We start from the raw sequence: 19,748 nt of genomic DNA on the forward strand, positions 1-19,748 counted from the left end.
TTTCGTAACAAAAAAATTCACCGAAATGCGGTTTCAAATACCGTGAATGAACAGTAGAATGCAAAGCATTATCAAATATTGTTTTATAGCGGCCCGAAACACTTATGAAAGCGCATGGCTTAAACCCAGACAGCCACTCTCAGCCAACTGTCGGCATTATTGGCGGTGGCATCGCCGGCTCAACAATTGCTCTACGATTAGCGGAGCTTGGGATTAAAGTCGAACTCTTTGAGGAAGGAACAAGCTTGGTCAATGGGCCGCCGATTTGCCACCTGCATGCTGGGGGTAACCTTTACCGCGAAATTTCTGATGAGCAATGCATCACTCTGCTAAAGCAGTCTATTGATACTTTGCGCGTGTTTCCGCATACCGCAAATATCCGGCCAACTGTCATTGCAATCCCGAGCCATGATAAAGGCTGTCCAGATGCTATTCTGCCACGCCTGAATCAACTACAAACGGTTTACCAGCAGTTGATTGATGACGACCCGGCAAATGAAGTACTGGGCAAACCTGAGCACTACTTTAAGCTGTATGAGCGTGAAGCCCTTGAGTCTCTGGCAACCAAAGCAAATCCCCAATCTCCGAGCTCACTTGATGACTGGATGATCCCCGTTGCGAAAAATTTGGATTTCGACAAGTTCAAGTTCCCGCTGGTACTCGTTCAAGAGTATGGCTTAAGCGTATTCAGACTCGCCGCCACGGCTAATCTTGCCCTGGAACAGTTAGCCAGCTGCCGTGTGAATACCCAAAGCAAGGTGCTGGATGTCAGCTTCTCGGACGACACGATGTGGGACATCGAATACCAAGCCTACGACAATGAAAAAAGTGATCATGTCACCCGCCGTTGTCAGGTTGATTACTTGGTCAATGCGTGTGGTTTCCAAACCGGTACTATCGATGATATGGCCGATCTCAAGCGTTCGCGCCTTGTTGAGTTCAAAGCCGCTTATGTTACCCATTGGCAGGAATGTGATGGAATTTGGCCTGAGGTGATTTTCCATGGTGAACGTGGCACGCCCGATGGCATGGCGCAGCTCACGCCTTATGCCGATGACTACTTCCAACTTCATGGCATGACGGAAGACATTACGCTATTCAAGCAAGGCTTGGTTGGCTCCACCAGCTGCAGTGCTCAACCTAAGCTAGAGCAGCGCTTTATTAAGAAAATTAAGCAGGGATGGGATCAATCACTGATTTCACAACGCTCGGAGCGTGCTATCTCTCATATGTCTCGCTTTTTGCCTGCATACCAAACAGCCACCGTTGGAGGCAAACCGCTATTTGGCGCGCAACAAATCCCAGGCGATGATCCGACACTTCGTGCCGCAGATGTCTCTTTCGACGGTAAGCACTATGCCCGCACCGAAATCGTAAAAGCGTCTTCAGCCCTTTCGGCCGCTGACAGTGTTCTTGAGCAATTAGTACAACACGGACTTGTCACTCATTCAGGCTTGCCTCAAACCCTTGGGGATAGCTTCAAGGTGACGGCGTCACTTAGTTCTAAAATGGTCGAGAGTAAAGCAATCTCCCTTACCCAAGAGCGCCAATACCCGGCAGCACTGGCAAAAGTGGTGGCTTACCCTCATTTATAAAATACAGCCAGCCAGATAGTTTCGCTATCTGGCTTGGTCCAGCTCACCTGATGGCGTTGGTGAGCTGAAATAATAATATGGTCACCCGCTTTCATCTCAACTTCACGCATCCCCTCTTCGAATAACAACTTTGCTTCTCCTTGCAACACCATTACCCATTCATGCTCTTCTTGGTCATACCATTCATCACTGGGTGTCGTATGCCCTTTTGAAACGATACGCTCAATACGAACACTGCCCGTTGAAACGATATCCTCAAACAGCTCCTGTGGTAATTGGCTAGGTATATTGGCAAAGATGTTATTCGTCATTTCAGCTTCTCATTTAAATAAATGCGAGGTTAAGTAAAATAAAAGCAACGCATATCACTGCATCGCTTTAAATACCTAAGTCTAATGCATAATTTGCTTATACGATGACTTCAGTTACCACTTCTGTCTTAACAGAGTTAGCGATAAAGCAATTGGTATGGGAAAGATGGTGCATTTTCTCTAGCTGCGTTAATGTCGGTTGGCGGTCACCAGAGAACGTTATTGTTGGTCGAAGGATCACCTTGGTGATCGACGATTTACCATCGTCTCCTTCCTCCAGAAAACCAACAGCATGATCAATGTACTCATCAATGACATATTTCTGTTTTGCCGCAATAGAAAGAAAAACCAACATGTGACAACTAGAAAGCGCTGCGATAAAGGCTTCCTCTGGGTCGACATTTTGCTCGACCGAATACGGCATCGGCACAACATGTGGCGATGGCGAAGCAGGCACCGTTAGCCCACCATCAAATTCCCAAACATGCGCACGGCTGTATTTGTTATCACTAAACGTCTCATTTTCGTTTCGATTCCAACGAATCATGGCAGTGTGTTGTGACATCCTTCATCCCTCAATTTATTCACCGTTTACTAAACAAATATCTTTCCATGTAGATACATGACACCAAACCCCGATACCACAACCCGATCTTCCACTAAGTTGCAATAAAGAACACCACCACGCTGGGAGGCCTGATAGGCAATTAATTCTGTTTTATTCAGTTTTTCAGACCAATACGGTGCAAGGCCTGAGTGAATAGAGCCCGTTACCGGGTCTTCATCTCCCCCGCTGGCAGGCCAAAAATAGCGAGAGACGAAATCGTACTCCTCTGATTTCGCGGTAACCACTACATCAAAAGGAGCCAGTTGCTTAAGTTGCTCAGACTGATAACGGACATCCAGCACTTCATGCTCTGATGCCATCACAGCAAAATAGGCTTGGCGATTCTTCAACACCTGCACAGGTTTTATCGATAAGCCTTCAAGTAGCGGCGATGGTAATTCGGCTACAGGCTCTGGGCATTGATTAGGGAAGCTCATCTCTATCCTGCCATCTTCCAACTGATTGACGGTTAGGGTACCAACTTCCAAAGTAGAAAATTCGATTTCTCCTTGGTAACCAAGGTGGTTGAACAGCACAAATGAAGACGCCAATGTAGCATGACCACAGAAGTCAATTTCAGTCAGTGGTGAAAACCAACGAATCTCATACTTGCCAAGCTCAGTCTGCTTAATAAAAGCCGTTTCAGAGAGGTTATTCTCCGATGCAATTTTCTGCATCAAACTTGGCGCTAACCACTCTTTTAGCGGCACCACTGCAGCAGAGTTACCTTTAAACTGCTGCTGGGTAAATGTATCAATGACAAATATCTCTAATTCCATGAGGATGCTCTCTCCCTAACGAAGGTTATTTAATTCTATGATGCATTTCTATTAGCTGATGAGACCCAACAGTCTCGGCATCTTTAATATACTGATAGCCGAGCCTCTCATAATAACAGCGTAAATAATGATGAGCATAAATGTGAATTGACTCGACATTTTTCTCTCGCGCAAAAGCCATCATCGCCTTTATCACCCAAGTTGCCACCGAAGCGCCTCTGTATGGTGCCAATACCGCGACTCTTGCCATATGGGCTTGGTTACTGTCGTCAATGGTAAGGCGTGCTGTCGCGACTAGCGAATCTTGGTCTGTCACCAATGCATGGTAGGAGCCTTGATCTAAACCATCAAGGTCGAGCTCTAAGGGGATTGCTTGCTCCTTTACAAATACCTGGCGGCGTATCATCTGAGATTTTGTAATCAGCGCTTCGCTATTTCCTATTTCAATATCCATCTGTCATTAATGTTCCATCATTGTTTGTAACTTCGTCAGCGATGTGTTCGCTTATCCATCTCATTAGAAATAATGAGAAATGGTTAAATAACGAGTTCTGATATGCTCAATCAGCAGCTTTACCTTCTGTGGTGGCTGACGCGTAAACGGGTACACAGCGTAAATCCCGAGCTTTTTGCCGACAAGCTCGGGAAATATATCCACCAGCTGGCCATTGCGAAAGTCGTGATACACCAAGCAACGGGGAACATAGGCAATACCATGTCCACCTAATGCCGCCTTACGTAGCGCGGTCGCATTATCCGTAGAAAAGCTACCTGTGACTTTGACGATATAGTTTCCTTCTTCGCCTTTAAACTCCCAATCGGTCGCCCCCGTCGTCTGATAGGCATATTTCAAACAGTTATGTTGAGTGAGATCTTCCGGGTTTAACGGCTTACCGTTGCGGGCGATATAAGAAGGTGAGGCACATACCACCCATTGAGAGTCCAGGATATGGCGGGCAATCAAGCTAGAGTCTTCTAGATAACCAGTCCGGATCACCAGGTCATAGCCACCATCAACCAGATCCACGAAACGGTTATCGAGTGACATATCTACCGTCAGCCCCGGGTGCATGTTGCAAAACTCGGCCACAGCATCGGCTAAGATCAAGTCTCCCGAAATAGTCGGCACCGACATTTTAATATGACCGCTAACATTCTCACCAAAGCCTGAAACAGCATCCATAGCTTCCTGCGTGGCTTGCTTCACATTTTTGGCACCATGCATTAACGCCTTACCTGCCTCCGTCAAGGTTAATTTACGCGTTGTTCGATATAATAGCTGAACGCCTATCTCCTCCTCTAACCTCGCAATTCTTTTGCTAACCACTGAGTTTGTAAGGCTATTTTGCTCCGCAACCTTACTGAAACTGCCCAGTTCTACCACCTGTGAAAACAAAATTAAGTCATCTGCACGCATTATATTATGTCATTTTTGGAATTAATCATTTTCATTATTTCCCTATATTAATAAAAATGAAAGGAGTAAATTCACACCCTGTTAACACCGAGATCACAAACACAATAATTAGAAAAACTTCATCAGCCCCTTTTTAAAGGATGAATGAACAATACCTGTACGAGGATGTACCAATGAGTGAAACAATACTGGCCTTAGTGGCTTTCTCTCCAATTGTGGTGGCAGCAATTTTGCTGGTCGGCCTCAATTGGCCGGCAAAAAAAGCCATGCCTGTCGCCTTTGGCCTTACCGTTGTTATCGCACTAACTTTCTGGGATATGTCAGCTAATCGCGTATTAGCTTCCGTCTTCCAAGGGTTAGGGATCACGGTATCTGTGCTTTGGATCGTGTTCGGCGCAATCTTCTTGCTCAACACGCTTAAACACACCGGCGCGATAACAACTATCCGCAACGGGTTCACCAATATTTCCCCTGACCGCCGTGTTCAGGCCATCATCATTGCATGGTGTTTTGGCTCGTTCATTGAAGGCGCATCAGGTTTTGGTACCCCAGCAGCTATCGCCGCCCCGCTACTGGTGGCTATCGGCTTCCCTGCGCTTGCTGCGGTATTAATGGGCATGATGATCCAATCGACCCCGGTTTCTTTTGGTGCAGTTGGCACACCAATCATTGTTGGCGTCAACAAAGGCCTTGATACCCACAACATCACCGAAACCCTGATTGCCAATGGCTCATCTTGGGAAGCATACCTACAACAAATCACGTCGAGTGTGGCGCTGATCCATGCTTCTGTGGGTACGCTCATCCCTGTATTGATGGCAATGATGCTGACCCGCTTCTTCGGCAAGAACAAGAGTTGGACCGAAGGACTGGACATCCTGCCATTCGCCTTATTTGCCGGTATCTCTTTTACTATCCCTTATGCATTAACCGGTGTATTCCTTGGTGCCGAGTTCCCGTCACTCATTGGTGGGCTGGTAGGTTTAGCCATTGTGGTTTCAGCAGCCAAACGCGGCTTCCTCGTACCTAAGTCAACATGGGACTTCGAGGCAGAAGACAAGTGGCCAGCAGAGTGGTTAGGTTCGCTGAAAATCAACCTTGATGAAAGCAAAGCCAAACCAATGAGCATGGCTTTAGCTTGGGCGCCTTACGTACTGCTTGCGGTCATTCTGGTTGCTAGCCGTGTGAGCGCTGATTTCAAAGGCATGCTGGTTAGCGTTAGCCTATCTTTCAGCAACATTCTTGGAGAAACAGGTATCAGTACAGCTATTCAGCCACTGTACCTACCGGGCGGTATTCTGGTGTTCGTTGCTCTGCTTGCTGTTGTACTTCAGTCACGCAATGTTGCACCACTGGCCAAAGCCTTTGGCGAATCGAGTAAAACCCTGATTGGCGCTGGCTTTGTATTGGTGTTCACCATCCCTATGGTGCGCATCTTCATCAACTCAGGTGTGAACAGTGCAGATCTGGCCAGTATGCCTGTAACCACAGCGAACTTTGCCGCAGGCCTTGTGGGCGATGCTTTCCCTGCCCTCAGTGCCACTGTCGGTGCCCTAGGTGCGTTCATCGCGGGTTCGAACACAGTATCAAACATGATGTTTAGCCAGTTTCAGTTTGAAGTGGCACAAACACTGACTATCTCAAGTGCGGTTATCGTCGCCCTGCAAGCGGTTGGTGCCGCTGCCGGTAACATGATTGCTATCCACAACGTGGTTGCAGCTTCTGCGACAGTAGGCCTGCTGGGGCGCGAAGGGGCAACGCTGCGTAAGACGGTCATCCCAACGTTCTACTACCTACTCATGACTGGTGTAATTGGTTTGGTTGTTATTTACGGCTTCCATTTCACTGATGCCCTTATGAAGTAAAAACCATGAAAGAAGGGCTAATAACCGGATTCATTCGAGAGCTATTCCGAATGCTGGTTATTAGCCCCAGCAGCTAAATCAGAACACCTAAAAACAATAACTAAAAAGCCACCACCTAAAAAAACTGACTAAAAGCAATAAGTTAACTTCTTACCAGGATTAGATTTATGATTATTTCAGCCTCAACTGATTACCGTGCAGCCGCAAAGTCAAAGCTACCGCCGTTCCTTTTCCACTACATCGATGGTGGCTCGTATAACGAACATACGCTAGATCGCAATACCGACGATCTCTCAAGTATCGCTCTTCGTCAGCGCGTATTGAACAACATGTCTGAGCTAAGCCTGGAAAGTGAATTGTTTGGTGAAAAGCTCGCACTGCCAATCGCCCTCGCACCGGTTGGTCTAACTGGCATGTACGCCCGACGCGGTGAAGTACAGGCTGCACAAGCCGCAGCGAATAAAGGGATCCCTTTTACTATGTCGACGGTATCGGTATGCCCGATTGAAGAGGTTGCCCCTGCCATCGATCGTCCTATGTGGTTCCAGTTATACGTACTAAAAGACCGTGGTTTTATGAAGAACGTCCTTGAGCGTGCGAAAGCCGCTGGCGTCACCACACTCGTCTTTACCGTAGATATGCCAGTACCCGGCGCTCGTTATCGAGATATGCATTCTGGAATGAGTGGGCCTAACGCCGCCTTCCGCCGCATTTTCCAATCAATGCGCCATCCAAGCTGGGCACTTGATGTCGGCCTTTTGGGCAAACCTCACGATTTGGGCAATATTTCGACCTACAGAGGTTCCCCAACCAAGCTAGAAGATTATATTGGATGGCTGGGTGAAAACTTCGACCCTTCAATCAGCTGGAAAGATCTGGAGTGGATCCGCGATTTCTGGGACGGCCCAATGATCATCAAGGGTATTCTTGATGAAGAGGACGCCAAAGATGCTGTCCGTTTCGGTGCCGATGGTATTGTGGTGTCTAACCACGGTGGCCGCCAGCTCGACGGTGTGCTGTCTACGGCAAGGGCGCTACCTAATATTGCCGATGCCGTGAAGGGCGACTTAAAAATTCTGGTCGACTCGGGTATCCGTACGGGGCTTGATGTCGTGAGAATGCTAGCACTGGGTGCGGACTGCACCCTACTTGGCCGCTCGTTTGTCTATGCACTAGCAGCGCAAGGCGGCAAGGGGGTCGAAAACCTACTTGACCTGTATGAAAAAGAAATGCGAGTCGCTATGACGCTTACCGGCGCCAAAACGATTTCTGACTTATCCCATGAGTCACTGGTAAAAATGGGTTAAGCCATACAACAATGATACCGCAGGCACTAAAAACAATATTAACCAACAATTTTCGCCTGCGGTTCAACAAAAGGAAGCAATAGATGGCAAATGCAATAACCAATGCCACTTATCAACAATTGGAAGGTATGCTTGCAGAGCGTATCGACCCAGCACGTATCATTACCCAAGAAGCAAAGCGCCTTGCCTACGGCACCGATGCGAGTTTTTATCGCTTGGTGCCGAAAATCGTTCTACGCCTTAAGAGTCTGGATGAGGTGATCTTTGCCATCCAATGCTGCCGTGAGCTAGGCATTCATTTTACCTTCCGCGCGGCTGGCACCAGCCTATCTGGTCAGGCAGTATCTGATTCGGTGCTTATTACCCTTACTGACGATTGGCGCGGGCACCAAATTATCGAAGACGGCAATAAGATTATTCTCCAACCCGGTGTTATTGGTGCCGATGCCAATAAATACCTTGCCCCTTTCCAACGAAAAATTGGCCCTGATCCAGCCTCCATCAATACCTGCAAAATAGGTGGCATTGCGGCCAATAACGCCAGCGGTATGTGCTGTGGTACAGCACAAAACTCATACCGTACCGTTGATAGCATGAAAATCGTCTTTAGCGATGGTACCTTGCTTGATACAGCCAGTAGCGAAAGTATCGACGCATTCAAGACAACTCGCCCCGAGCTACTGCAAGGCATTCAGTCACTTTGCCAAGAAACAGCAGATAATGCAGCGCTTACCGAACGCATCCGCCATAAGTACCGCCTGAAAAACACTACCGGCTATGCCCTCAATGCCTTGGTCGACTACCAAGATCCTATCGAAGTACTAGAGCACTTAATAATTGGCTCTGAAGGTACACTCGGGTTTATAGCAGAAATCACTTACAACACGGTCGTTGAGCATGCGCATAAAGCCTCAGCGCTCTTGGTCTTTGCTGATATCGAAGAAGCCAGTAAAGCGGTAACCACCTTATCCAAAACGCCAGTGGCTGCGGTTGAGTTGATGGATGGCCGTGCCATGCGCTCTGTGGCCGATAAACCGGGTATGCCTGCATTCATCCAATCCTTAGATCTTGAAGCAGCGGCACTATTGGTTGAATCTCATGCATGTTCTCAATCGGGCCTAGACGGTCAATGCGAACAAATTATGGATGCCTTGGCTGACTACACCATCATCGAGTCAGTGCCTTTCACTTCAAACCCAGCGACCGTTGCCAGCCTTTGGGGGATCCGTAAGGGGATGTTCCCTGCGGTAGGAGCAGTACGCGAGGTGGGTACCACAGTGATCATTGAGGATGTGGCCTTTCCCGTCGAAAACCTGGCAAATGGCGTCCGCGACCTACAAGCACTGTTCGATAAATACCAATACAGCGAAGCCATTATTTTCGGCCATGCGCTTGAAGGTAACCTGCACTTCGTCTTTACCCAAGGTTTCGAATCACAAAGTGAAATAGAGCGCTACGGCGGATTTATGGATGACGTAGCCGATTTGGTTGCAGTGAAATATCAAGGCTCATTGAAAGCCGAGCACGGCACTGGCCGAAACATGGCACCGTATGTTGAGCTCGAATGGGGCAAAGACGGCTATGCCTTGATGCAAAAAATCAAAGTCTTGTTCGACCCAGAAGGCTTACTAAATCCTGGTGTGATTATCAATGACAATCCCCACTCCCATATTGAAAACCTTAAACCCATGCCCGCAGCAGATGAGTTAGTAGACCGCTGTATCGAGTGTGGTTTCTGTGAGCCTGTTTGCCCTTCTCGCACCCTCACCCTATCTCCTCGCCAACGCATCGTATTGTATCGTGAGCTGCAACGCCGACGTGCTGCCGGTGAGAAAGTTGAAGCCACAGAGCTAGAGAAGATCTTCGAGTACCAAGGGCTCGATACCTGCGCAGCAACTGGGCTATGTGCCGACCGCTGTCCTGTAGGTATTAATACTGGCGACTTGGTGAAACAGCTGCGCACGGCGAAGTACCAAAAGTTTACCCCGATAGCGAAATGGACCGCCGACCATTTCTCTACCACCACTGCGATTGCGCGAACTGGCCTTAAAGCTAACCAGCTGGTTGTCAAAGCATTGGGAGGAAACTGCATTGGCAAAGTGACCAATGGCATGCGTAACCTCACTAAAGGGGCGACACCACAATGGATCCCAGAGTTACCGCAGGCCAATTCACAGGATCTAAAAGACCTAACAGCCTACCAACCGCAACAGGTGAAAAAAGTGGTTTACATGCCATCTTGTGCCAGCCGCAATATGGGACAACAAGCCGATGCCACTGATCAACGCCCGTTAACGGAAGTAACGCTTTCGCTGCTTGATAAAGCCGGTTATGAAGTCATTATCCCTGACTTGCTCAAAGACCAGTGTTGCGGGATGCCATATGACAGCAAGGGCATGAACAATATTGCCAAGACTAAGGCACAACAGCTTGAAGATGCCCTTTGGCAGGCATCACAACAGGGCAAGCACCCAATACTGATGGATACCAGCCCGTGTGCCAAACGCAGTATCGAGCAATTTAGCCAGCCTTTGGACATTTACGAACCCACCGGTTTTGTCAGCAAGTTCCTACTATCGCATCTCGCTATCTCTCCTGTCGAAGAGACCGTCATGTTACACATTACATGCAGCTCACGTCGTATGGGCTTGGAAGGCGATATGCTTAAACTCGCGGAGCAATGCGCGACGGATGTGGTGGTGCCTGAGCACATCCAATGCTGTGGTTGGGCTGGTGACAAGGGCTTCACCACCCCTGAATTAAATGCCGCCGCTGTGCACCCTCTAAAAGCGCAAGTGCCCGATAACTGCCAACGCGGGTTCAGTAATAGCCGGACATGCGAAATAGGCTTATCGCACCACAGTGGGGTGCCATATCAGTCCATTCTTTATTTGGTTGATGAAGTGTCTAGTGCAGTGAAGTAATTAAGCATCGTTAGATACCCTGCCACTAAACTGAGTGGCAGGACTTTCCTTCAATACTGTTCAAAATTTAAACCAAAAGAAAAACAGCAACACAAAAAGACAAGTAAGCCTTTGTAATTTAACAATAAAAATAAATTTGAAACGCCTTTTTCAAGCTCTTAGTATATCTCGCATAGCAAAACGAGGTCACTATGAAGTATTCAAAAGTATCTAAAATTTGGGCAGTAGGCACAGGTAAGAAAAATAACGGACGTGAGTTTACGGCCAAGCATGATGCCAATAAGCGGTATGTACTTAACAAGAAAATACCAACCGCAGACAAGAGCAGCCAAACCAACTACGCCGAAAATAAAGTCTATGTCGAGACCCTCACCGAAGCTGCCAACCTACTAGCAACTAACGAGTATGTTATCAACTTAACGTGCGAAGAAGGGACTCGAGCTTTAAGAAGTTATAATAAAGTTATCATTGAAGAATAAGCTTGCTCCAATAGATATCATATTTGATATCTATTGGATTTAATTTAGATTATTTCGACCACTTCCCTCTATGGATTAAGTGGTTGATATCTTCCCTTGCCAGCCAACCGAACTCTTCCAGTTCTGGTTTATCGTTAAACTTTTCAACGTAACCCAGACACAAGTAGCCGATGATATCGATATGCTCTGGAATAGCTAACGCTTCTCGCAAAACGTCATCATGGATAATACTCACCCACCCCAAACCGATATTTTCCGCTCGAGCAGCCAACCACATGTTCTGAATGGCGCATACTGTGCTGTACAAATCCATTTCAGGTTTTATAGTGCGACCTATTACTACCGGGCCATTTCTTTCACGATCGCAGGTTACACAGATCCCCAAAGGTGCTTCCATTATGCCTTCAAGCTTAAAGCGCTTGTAGTCCGCTTGCTTGTCTTCGGCAAACTGATTAATGGATTCAAGTCGAGCGGCTTCATAGCCTTTTTTAATCGTGCTTTTTGTCTCATCATCAGTCACTAGAATAAAGTCCCAAGGCTGCATAAAGCCGACACTTGGCGCATGATGGCCAGCCTGAAGGATCCGTCCAATAACATCATCTGGTATAGGCGTTGAAATAAAATCTTTTCGTACATCCCGACGCGAGAAAATCACTTTATATAGCGCCTCTCTTTCTACTTCACTTACTTTCATATCCATCTTCGCCTAACAACAGAACTGACAAGTTTGTTATCAACAAGCATAGTTGTCTATAGGCTTAGGTAAAGACTTTGTAATTTCAGCGCTTATACTAAGTCGAATTCAGCCGACATGCTTCGCATAGCTGTCTCGGTCTATATCAACCACTTCAACCGTGATGGATATACCGGAAAGAGTTAGCGATTTTAATGAATCTAACACCAACGCTGACAACTTACTTTTTTGAATGCCTGTTCGCCCCGACAGGATCTTTAGAGTCACATGAATAAACTCAGACTTCTCGGTGCCTATTCGAAAGTTTGTATAAGATAAAGTTCGCAGCTTTATATCACTACCATCAGGCTCAAAGAGTGACGAACTAACTACCCCCTGATAAACGTGCTCCAATAACACGGTATCATCAATCGTTGATGAGTGTTCAATAATACAATGTGGCAAAAGTAGTCCTTCACATATCCATTCGATTCTTCACTAAACTAATCAAACTGATTAGCTCTCAATATTCTTCAAGTAGTACTGAGTCAGCTCTAAGCTAACTCTCATCACTGACGTGATATGCTAACGAACACTTATTCATAAATCCATGTTTATAAGGCGCTTTCACCAACGTATTCACTTCATTTGTCTATGATTAGAGGTAAAACAACACTTGAGGTTATAACGCATTGAAGGTACTAATTATTGGAGGTAACGGGGGGATAGGCACAGCTTTAGTAGAGCATTATTTGTCTTCTCGCCCAAAAACAACGGTATATGCCACTTATCGAACCCACAAGCCTCATATCAACAATGCACAAGTTAACTGGTTCAAGTTAGATGCATCGAGCGAAGCCGATATACGTACTTTAGCCGAGCGTATACCGCCAATTGACATATTGATCAATGCGATAGGTGTATTACAACTGGCAAAAGATCAATCAGAACTAGGCTTACCAAGTAATGTAAACGACGCACCTAAAGCCTCTGAGTTGGCCAATCCTGAAAAGTCGGTCAGCGAGTTTGATCCCAACTTTTTTAATCAAAACCTACTGAGCAATACCCTACCTTCAATCCTACTGGCCAAGCACTTTGCCCGTCATTTAAAAGCCAAACAAAATACCTATTTCATCGTGCTCTCAGCAAGAATTGGCAGCATAGCAGACAATAGGATCGGAGGTTGGATCAGCTACCGCTGCTCGAAAGCGGCGCTGAATATGGCAATAAAGACCATCAGTATTGAATGGAAATACAAGCAGCCAAACTGTTGCGTGTTGGCCTTTCACCCAGGCACTACCGATACCAACCTATCCAAACAATTTCAAAAGAACGTGCCTGAAGGGAAGTTGTTCACGCCTCAATATGTTGCAACCTGCTTAGCTGACTTGATTGATAACTCTTCGTCAGAAAACACTGGTACATTCTATAGCTACGACGGTAAAGAAATCCCTTGGTAGCAAAATGACAGACAAGAGTTAAGGTAAATCGCGCAATTTCTTTGCCGGATTCCCTGCGTAAATGCCTTTTTCAGTAATATCTTTCGTTACAACGCTCCCCGCGCCAATCACGGTGCCCGAGCAGATTCTGACAGACAGTATGGTCACATTTGAGCCAATAGTGACATTATCGCCAATATTCGTTCTCCCCCAACTATCTGGATTAGGGTCTGGCTTACCGTCTTTAAACAAGTCATTGGCAAACATTACACCGTGCCCAATGAAGCAGTCCTGGCCTATGTTTACAAACTCACAGATAAAAGTATGGGATTGAACCTTGGTTCTCGCCCCGATGACCGTATTTTTTTGCACCTCGACAAATGGCCCTATGAAAACATCATCATCTAGCGTGCAGCCATAAACATTCGCAGGCTCAATGATCGTTACATTCTCGCCGCAACTCACATCCACAACCTGTGCTTTTAATATCCTTGGTACGGCCATTTTCCCCTCAAAATACAAATGTTAAGGCCAATAATCTGACATCAGCCCACTCTATACTTTTCGTGCAAATAAATGAATAGCTTTACTTATATGGCCCGTCATTGTTTTGTTTTCGACCACTGTGGAGTTGGTTACTTTGAAACCTTCCAGCATTTGTTCAATTTCACTTGGTGCTCCATGCCACATCGGCACGCCGACACCTGAGATAAAGGTTTTACCTTCATCAGAACAAAACTCCGCCAAATAAAGCACACCGTCGGATTTTAATACTCGATAAAGTTCACTCAATACTTTATTTCTTGCTTCTGAGTGTGGGATACAAGTGAACACTGCGCAAGTAACCACAACGTCAAACTCATCATCACCAAAAGGTAACGGTGAGCCAGGTAAGTATCGCAAGTCTAAGTAGGGATATTGATTTAAACCTCTGTGGATCATCTCCTTCGACGTATCAATACCAAGCACATTATAAAAGCCTAATTGGAATAGTTGGTGAGTGATTCGACCATAACCACAGCCAAAGTCTAAAATCTTTGCTTTACTGGAAACAGCGTCTATAAATTCCTTTTCAGCTATTTGGAGGTTGAAGTTAACCTCTTCCGCGACATCATCCCACTTATTCAAAGTCCACTCCCTTATTCCCAATATTTCTCTTAGCCTTTACAGAAACAACCCAAAAATAATAAAAAAACAATCATAGTCCTATTTAATTGCCACCTTAGTATAACAACTAAAATTAAAGTAAACACTCTATTGTGCGGCGAATTGTTCCCATTACATATAAAATTAAATTATATTTATCTTTAATTTTCCACCACAATAAAAAAATTAATATATTTTACATATAAAAACGATAAACATCATCAACTTAGAGAAACTTACACCAAGTAACACTTACCACCCAATCATCACCGAAATTCCATCAGAGTCTAAGAGGATGATTAGAGAAACCTGAGATCCACAACCAAAACTAACCAATAAACACAAATAAAAATAAAAAATTAATCATAAAAAATATATGAATAACACCCTGTTAATCGCTCAGTTGTCAAATTCCTTTCCGTCATGAATAGTATCTCCGCGTCTACTAAGGAATGAATTGCATAAGTGAAGTAAATCACATGCATGGCTCATTAGTCATAACGAGCCTGAACAATAATAATGATGGAGAACAATAACGATGAAACACAGTCGTCTAGCCAAAGCTATATATATAGCACTGCCCCTTACGCTATTAGCCGGGTGTAATGAACAGAACACAGTAGAACCACAACCTCATGTTCTACAATTTGACCCAGCGAATGGCTTAGTGCCCTACCCTAACGATATCGTTGGATTTGATGCCGACGGTACACTTAGCATTCCAGGTGAGACTGACTGGGCAAATATTGAAGGCGATAGTGCCAATACATATTGGAACTTTCTTGGCTCTCAAAAAGGTTGGGGTACATCTGTCCCAATTATTCTGCAGTTTGATCAAGAACCATTTACCTTTATCGACGAAACGACCCTTCAAAGCGGCGTTAAGATGTTCAAAGAGGTTGACGGCAATTTAACCGAGCTTGAATGGAACACCGACTACCGTGCCATTATTAGCCAATCAGGCACGCTTAATATCGAGCCGTTGAAGCCATTTGATGAAGCTAGTCGCTATTTTTTTGCTGTTACCACAAATGTAAAAGACGGAGAAGGCAACCCCCTTCTTAGCTCAGATTCTTTTCTTGGCCTAATGAGCAGTGATGATGAAATGGGCGAGCACCTTCAGCAAGTCATCTCAAGCTTAGGGACTGTCGGCATAGAAGAAGATAGCCTTGTTTATGCCGCTGATTTCACCACAGGCAGCAGCATTAGCATGCTAAGACCTATCGTGGATAAATACCTTGATGAATACTCGAGCAACACCCGTATCACCTTAGACAGGCCTGTTGTTCCATATAATGCAAATGAAGTTATTGCTAGCAACCCATTAGTGAAACAGTTCACTGAGATGTTCGAACAGCAAGGCGTCGACGTGCCAAAGCCCGAGCCAACAACCTTGGAGCCAGATTACATTACCTATGTGGGTACCGTTAATCTACCTAGTTATATGGATAGTCCAGAGCAAGGCGTGAATTGCGACTATAACCCTTATGTCGAAAGCATGCAGGGCGATGCGCCTGAAAACATGAATGAATACAGGGTAGCCCCACAAAAATTCTGCCCAGGAGCGTATAGCTTCTTCCAAACAGATGTGGACGGCCAACCTTCAGGTAAACCTATTTCAGCCGATACGGCAGAAAACATCCATGTTTTCAAAGAACCAAGAAACAACCCAATGAGTATCGTAGTCCATATCCCGACAGGTGAAATGCCTGAAGGCGGTTGGCCTGTCATCATGCTTAGCCATGGCTTTGGCGGTAAAAAAGAAGATTCAGCCATGACAGCTGAAACGCTAGCACCAGAAGGGTATGTCGTCGTCGCTATTGACACCCCGATGCATGGTGAGCGAATGCCTGATATCGACCATGATGGTGAAGCCGATCTCACCGCAACCAAACGCCGAACTGATTACGCTAGCCCAGAGAACCTACTAACCACGTCAGGGTTTATGTGGCAGCTTTCATTGGATTACCTTGCCATCCGTATGGCAATTACCAATGGTATAGAGCTTGATGACGGCAGCATTCTTCAAGTTAATAACCAAGACGTGCATATGTCTGGCGGCTCGCTAGGCGGTATTCACAGTACGATTATCTCAAGCCTTATTCGAGATACTCAAGAGCGTCACTCATTCTTTGCGAACGCACTAGATATTCGAACCACCACGCTAAACGTACCAGGCGGTGGTGTAGCTTCAGTATTGATGCAATCTCCAGGCCTCAAGCCTGAACTAAAAGCCGATATTTTGGATAGTGCCGCATTCCGCCTCTTCATGGCTGAGCAGTTAGGCTACTACAACCCAGTCACCCAGCTAAGCTTTGAAGAAAAAGTGGCCGCACTGGATGAAGTCGATAAATACCGCGCATCCTTTAGTAGCGAAGAAGAATTCGCAGCCTATGAGGAAGAGATCTGGCAGAAGTTTGAAAAACCGGCTGAGGTTGTTTATCAATCAATTACAGATCCAAACGATCCGATTAACTTTGCTAAAGAGCTAGCTAAATATAAAGATGAGCCAATCTTGCTCAATGAAGGGGTTGGTGATGGTTCTAACGAAATCAAACTCCCTGATGTTGCACTCGCGCTGGCAACAGACGGCAATGAGTTTAACCCAGGTGACTTTATCATTGTTAACCAAACCCAAGAGATGCCACTAGGAGGGACAGATCCACTCATCCGAGTCTTGGAATTAGACCTTCTTACTGGAGACATGAACGAAGATGATGTAGCAGTGAGAGGAGCCGGACGATACGGTTACGCCAACCACCTTACGCCATTTATTCCGCTGCCACTGGCTTTAGTTGACCCAGACTTGCTGCCTAATGATGCGGCTTCTCATAGGAGTATGATGCATGGGATGACGACATTCTTAAACTCAAAAGGTAAATCTGTCGAGGTTAAAAATGTTGGCACGACCAATGGCGATGCACTGATACTTGCCCCTGAAATGCTCCCTGAGCAGCCTGAATACAAAGATGGAGGCTTGTTCGGAGGCTAAACTCAACGATAAAAACAGGGCAGATTCTGCCCTGTTTTCCTTATCTAACCATCACAGCTAAGTATTATTCGCAGTCAGGATCGACGGCGATACGCCATACATCCCACTCATTGCCAGTCGACCCTGGTTCATTATTTTGTGTCCACCAATGGGCCTCCCATAGCTCATCTGCCCATCTAACAACTTCACCACCATAGTAGATCTTATTTGGCTCCCAGCTAGGACAAAGGTTCCCACTTGACTCAGGAAGATGACTGATACTCAGCTCAACGCTGTCATTTAACGAGCCATCTGATACAACTAGGCCAAAAACATAATCTATCGGCTCTTGTGTTGAAGAAAACTGTACCAAGGTATCAATACTATTTGCATTAACAATCACTGCTTGCGGGGTTGAAGGTGATACCTGCTGCCAGTGATAGCTCAATGGGTCGCCATCTGCATCAGACGACTGATGCGCCGATAAAGTGATGTTACCCTCACCAACGAGCTCAGTCGCACTTGCCGTTGCTACCGCAATAGGCGCAGACTGCGAACCTGAATCAGGGCTGTGAAGAATAGCGACTTCATCGGTATCGTTAAGCTCGCCATCAGAAACTTGCAAGCTGAAGCGATAATTCACAGGCTCAGTTGTAGAATCAAAATGAACAAAAGTGTTTTGTGAACTGGCTACCTCAATGTTGGCAACGGGCGATATTGGTGACACCTGCTGCCAGAGATATGTTAGGGCATCACCATCAGGATCTGTCGACTGATTGCCAACAAGGCTTACCGTACCAGCCCCAATGACTTCGGAGACACTTGCACTCGCAACAGCATCCGGCGCACCTTGTTGAGGGCCAGCATCATAGTTTACGTACAATAAACGATTAGGTGAGCCCGCACCGATATCCTTTAACACCCCTTGTGTTGCGTCACTAAGTAATGCCTGTTTGACTTCACTGGCCATCGCATGGGGGTGCTTTTCAAGATAGAGCGCCACAGCGCCAGCCACAAGCGGTGTGGCCATCGATGTACCTCCCATATATGTATAACCGCCACCATTTCTTGCCGACTTGATGTTAGAACCCGGTGCAAAAATATCGACACAATCGCCATAATTCGACGCCCATGAACCATTACTACGATAATCACTGCTATCGGTAGAACCAACAGTTATGGCTGCTGGGGCCTTAGGTGAAGGGATACAAGCATCTTTACCGTTATTACCCGCAGAATTGGCAAACTGAATATTCTGCTGCGTGACCAAATTTTGAACTGCCACATCAAGCGGAGGAAAACTAGAGTTGCCTATGCTGTAATTAACGACAGCAGGCTTACTTGCATTCTCCATCACCCACTCCACAGCATCTAAGGAAAGAGCACCTGTTGTTTTGTTATTGCAATCGAGTATTTTAACGGAATAAATATCAGCATCAGGGGCGAGCCCCACCGTTTTACCCGCGGCAGTACCAGCGACATGCGTTCCGTGACCATGGCAATCAGAAGCATTGCCATCGTCATCAACAAAGTCATACGCAGAAAAGGCTCGACCATTAAACTCGGGATGATCAAAGTCGATACCAGAGTCAATCACATAAATAGACACACCTTTCCCTGTACTATTAGCATTGAATAAGTCATCAAGGGGAAGGTATCGCTGGTCTACCCTATCAATTCCCAACGGGATATCATTATCACCATAAAAGTAAACATCGGGATACACCGCTTTCACCCCTGCCAATTTAGACAAGCGGCTAGCTTCTTCCTCTGTTAGATTCGCTGAAAATCCTTCCAACACCTTTTCATAAACAGTTGAGAGTGACTGGCGAGCTTCAATATCGCGTTTTTCTATTGTTCTTTGGTAGGCACCTGATTCAGTTTGTTGTGCTTCACTAATTAGGCTAAGTGCGATGTCTTCAATATTACGACTTCCCCTTGCCATCACTGCTGGTTGCGGCTCAAGTAAAATGATGTACGAGCCCTCGACAATCTCCTGACCAGCCAATGACTGTACTTCTGCTGATATATTTGGCACAACCAAATTGGAAGCGGCAAACAATAACGACATTAACTTTAAGCGCATTTTCTTTTCCTTAAGATAAGTTAGTTAACAAGTTACGTGTGATAGTGAAGTTCAATAGCAACTATTGAAATCATGAGTGTATTTATATCCACCACCACCTTTTACAGGTGGTGGTGGATATTTACTCCATTTCTATATGGTTACTAATT

17 protein-coding genes are annotated in these 19,748 nt (G+C 45.9%); 7 read left to right on the forward strand and 10 right to left on the reverse strand.

Annotated features, from left to right (window positions below; all coding sequences use genetic code 11):
• The first annotated feature begins 104 nt into the window (after window positions 1-104).
• On the forward strand, window positions 105-1,595 hold the full coding sequence (locus C9I98_RS00575) for an NAD(P)-binding protein (RefSeq protein WP_107271434.1): 1,491 nt from the start codon (window positions 105-107) through the stop codon (window positions 1,593-1,595).
• On the opposite strand, the gene C9I98_RS00580 is transcribed toward C9I98_RS00575, so the two are convergent.
• The 5 genes from C9I98_RS00580 to C9I98_RS00600 all read right to left on the reverse strand — a co-directional run bounded on the left by C9I98_RS00580 (window position 1,586) and on the right by C9I98_RS00600 (window position 4,709).
• The gene (locus C9I98_RS00580; protein ID WP_036819108.1) at window positions 1,586-1,906 is read right to left on the reverse strand and encodes a cupin domain-containing protein; all 321 of its coding nucleotides are present in this window, start codon (window positions 1,904-1,906) and stop codon (window positions 1,586-1,588) included. The genes C9I98_RS00575 and C9I98_RS00580 overlap by 10 nt on opposite strands.
• Before the next feature lie 97 nt (window positions 1,907-2,003).
• The gene (locus tag C9I98_RS00585; protein WP_036819110.1) at window positions 2,004-2,471 is read right to left on the reverse strand and encodes an OsmC family protein; all 468 of its coding nucleotides are present in this window, start codon (window positions 2,469-2,471) and stop codon (window positions 2,004-2,006) included.
• A 29-nt stretch (window positions 2,472-2,500) separates the two neighbouring features.
• Window positions 2,501-3,292, reverse strand: a complete 792-nt coding sequence (locus tag C9I98_RS00590; protein ID WP_036819112.1) for a PhzF family phenazine biosynthesis protein — start codon at window positions 3,290-3,292, stop codon at window positions 2,501-2,503.
• Between the two features lie 25 nt (window positions 3,293-3,317).
• On the reverse strand, window positions 3,318-3,746 hold the full coding sequence (locus tag C9I98_RS00595; RefSeq protein ID WP_036819114.1) for a GNAT family N-acetyltransferase: 429 nt from the start codon (window positions 3,744-3,746) through the stop codon (window positions 3,318-3,320).
• Between the two features lie 63 nt (window positions 3,747-3,809).
• Entirely contained in the window at window positions 3,810-4,709 is a 900-nt protein-coding gene (locus C9I98_RS00600) for a LysR family transcriptional regulator (RefSeq protein WP_107271435.1), read from the reverse strand.
• Window positions 4,710-4,882: 173 nt separating this feature from the next.
• Here C9I98_RS00600 and C9I98_RS00605 point away from each other — a divergent pair, with 173 nt between their 5' ends.
• The 4 genes from C9I98_RS00605 to C9I98_RS00620 all read left to right on the forward strand — a co-directional run bounded on the left by C9I98_RS00605 (window position 4,883) and on the right by C9I98_RS00620 (window position 11,284).
• The gene (locus tag C9I98_RS00605; protein ID WP_036819011.1) at window positions 4,883-6,574 is read left to right on the forward strand and encodes an L-lactate permease; all 1,692 of its coding nucleotides are present in this window, start codon (window positions 4,883-4,885) and stop codon (window positions 6,572-6,574) included.
• Between the two features lie 167 nt (window positions 6,575-6,741).
• Window positions 6,742-7,881 carry an FMN-dependent L-lactate dehydrogenase LldD gene (lldD, locus tag C9I98_RS00610; protein WP_036819013.1) on the forward strand — a complete coding sequence of 380 codons (1,140 nt, stop codon included), beginning with the start codon at window positions 6,742-6,744 and terminating at the stop codon, window positions 7,879-7,881.
• An 83-nt stretch (window positions 7,882-7,964) separates the two neighbouring features.
• Entirely contained in the window at window positions 7,965-10,805 is a 2,841-nt protein-coding gene (locus C9I98_RS00615; RefSeq protein WP_107271436.1) for an FAD-binding and (Fe-S)-binding domain-containing protein, read from the forward strand.
• Between the two features lie 191 nt (window positions 10,806-10,996).
• Complete coding sequence (locus tag C9I98_RS00620) at window positions 10,997-11,284, forward strand: hypothetical protein (RefSeq protein ID WP_107271437.1); 288 nt, start codon at window positions 10,997-10,999, stop codon at window positions 11,282-11,284.
• Window positions 11,285-11,333: 49 nt separating this feature from the next.
• Here the strand turns inward: C9I98_RS00620 and bluB are convergent, their stop codons facing one another.
• Window positions 11,334-11,978, reverse strand: coding sequence for a 5,6-dimethylbenzimidazole synthase (bluB, locus tag C9I98_RS00625; protein WP_107271564.1), 645 nt, complete (start codon window positions 11,976-11,978; stop codon window positions 11,334-11,336).
• A gap of 108 nt (window positions 11,979-12,086) precedes the next feature.
• Complete coding sequence (locus tag C9I98_RS00630) at window positions 12,087-12,422, reverse strand: 5-carboxymethyl-2-hydroxymuconate Delta-isomerase (protein ID WP_081878909.1); 336 nt, start codon at window positions 12,420-12,422, stop codon at window positions 12,087-12,089.
• Between the two features lie 227 nt (window positions 12,423-12,649).
• On the opposite strand from C9I98_RS00630, the gene C9I98_RS00635 reads away from it, so the two are divergent.
• On the forward strand, window positions 12,650-13,417 hold the full coding sequence (locus tag C9I98_RS00635; protein ID WP_036820537.1) for an SDR family NAD(P)-dependent oxidoreductase: 768 nt from the start codon (window positions 12,650-12,652) through the stop codon (window positions 13,415-13,417).
• Between the two features lie 18 nt (window positions 13,418-13,435).
• On the opposite strand, the gene C9I98_RS00640 is transcribed toward C9I98_RS00635, so the two are convergent.
• Window positions 13,436-13,900 carry an acyltransferase gene (locus C9I98_RS00640; protein WP_036820540.1) on the reverse strand — a complete coding sequence of 155 codons (465 nt, stop codon included), beginning with the start codon at window positions 13,898-13,900 and terminating at the stop codon, window positions 13,436-13,438.
• Window positions 13,901-13,951: 51 nt separating this feature from the next.
• The gene (locus C9I98_RS00645; RefSeq protein ID WP_036820541.1) at window positions 13,952-14,524 is read right to left on the reverse strand and encodes a class I SAM-dependent methyltransferase; all 573 of its coding nucleotides are present in this window, start codon (window positions 14,522-14,524) and stop codon (window positions 13,952-13,954) included.
• A 556-nt stretch (window positions 14,525-15,080) separates the two neighbouring features.
• Here C9I98_RS00645 and C9I98_RS00650 point away from each other — a divergent pair.
• Complete coding sequence (locus tag C9I98_RS00650; RefSeq protein WP_036817867.1) at window positions 15,081-17,534, forward strand: hypothetical protein; 2,454 nt, start codon at window positions 15,081-15,083, stop codon at window positions 17,532-17,534.
• 64 nt (window positions 17,535-17,598) lie between these two features.
• Here C9I98_RS00650 and C9I98_RS00655 read toward each other — a convergent pair whose 3' ends face one another.
• Entirely contained in the window at window positions 17,599-19,599 is a 2,001-nt protein-coding gene (locus tag C9I98_RS00655; protein ID WP_051901926.1) for a S8 family serine peptidase, read from the reverse strand.
• Window positions 19,600-19,748: the final 149 nt, after the last annotated feature.

Source organism: Photobacterium sanctipauli (assembly GCF_003026495.1).
GTDB classification, from domain to species: Bacteria; Pseudomonadota; Gammaproteobacteria; order Enterobacterales; family Vibrionaceae; genus Photobacterium; species Photobacterium sanctipauli.

What these genes read in the sequence shown, in the direction of transcription:
- C9I98_RS00655 (WP_051901926.1), bottom strand. Translation starts at nt 19,599, where the DNA reads ATGCGCTTAAAGTTAATGTCGTTATTGTTTGCCGCTTCCAATTTGGTT.
- C9I98_RS00620 (WP_107271437.1), top strand. Translation starts at nt 10,997, where the DNA reads ATGAAGTATTCAAAAGTATCTAAAATTTGGGCAGTAGGCACAGGTAAG.
- C9I98_RS00640 (WP_036820540.1), bottom strand. Translation starts at nt 13,900, where the DNA reads ATGGCCGTACCAAGGATATTAAAAGCACAGGTTGTGGATGTGAGTTGC.
- C9I98_RS00605 (WP_036819011.1), top strand. Translation starts at nt 4,883, where the DNA reads ATGAGTGAAACAATACTGGCCTTAGTGGCTTTCTCTCCAATTGTGGTG.
- C9I98_RS00615 (WP_107271436.1), top strand. Translation starts at nt 7,965, where the DNA reads ATGGCAAATGCAATAACCAATGCCACTTATCAACAATTGGAAGGTATG.
- C9I98_RS00575 (WP_107271434.1), top strand. Translation starts at nt 105, where the DNA reads ATGAAAGCGCATGGCTTAAACCCAGACAGCCACTCTCAGCCAACTGTC.
- C9I98_RS00650 (WP_036817867.1), top strand. Translation starts at nt 15,081, where the DNA reads ATGAAACACAGTCGTCTAGCCAAAGCTATATATATAGCACTGCCCCTT.
- C9I98_RS00580 (WP_036819108.1), bottom strand. Translation starts at nt 1,906, where the DNA reads ATGACGAATAACATCTTTGCCAATATACCTAGCCAATTACCACAGGAG.
- C9I98_RS00585 (WP_036819110.1), bottom strand. Translation starts at nt 2,471, where the DNA reads ATGTCACAACACACTGCCATGATTCGTTGGAATCGAAACGAAAATGAG.
- lldD (WP_036819013.1), top strand. Translation starts at nt 6,742, where the DNA reads ATGATTATTTCAGCCTCAACTGATTACCGTGCAGCCGCAAAGTCAAAG.
- bluB (WP_107271564.1), bottom strand. Translation starts at nt 11,978, where the DNA reads ATGAAAGTAAGTGAAGTAGAAAGAGAGGCGCTATATAAAGTGATTTTC.
- C9I98_RS00590 (WP_036819112.1), bottom strand. Translation starts at nt 3,292, where the DNA reads ATGGAATTAGAGATATTTGTCATTGATACATTTACCCAGCAGCAGTTT.
- C9I98_RS00600 (WP_107271435.1), bottom strand. Translation starts at nt 4,709, where the DNA reads ATGCGTGCAGATGACTTAATTTTGTTTTCACAGGTGGTAGAACTGGGC.
- C9I98_RS00595 (WP_036819114.1), bottom strand. Translation starts at nt 3,746, where the DNA reads ATGGATATTGAAATAGGAAATAGCGAAGCGCTGATTACAAAATCTCAG.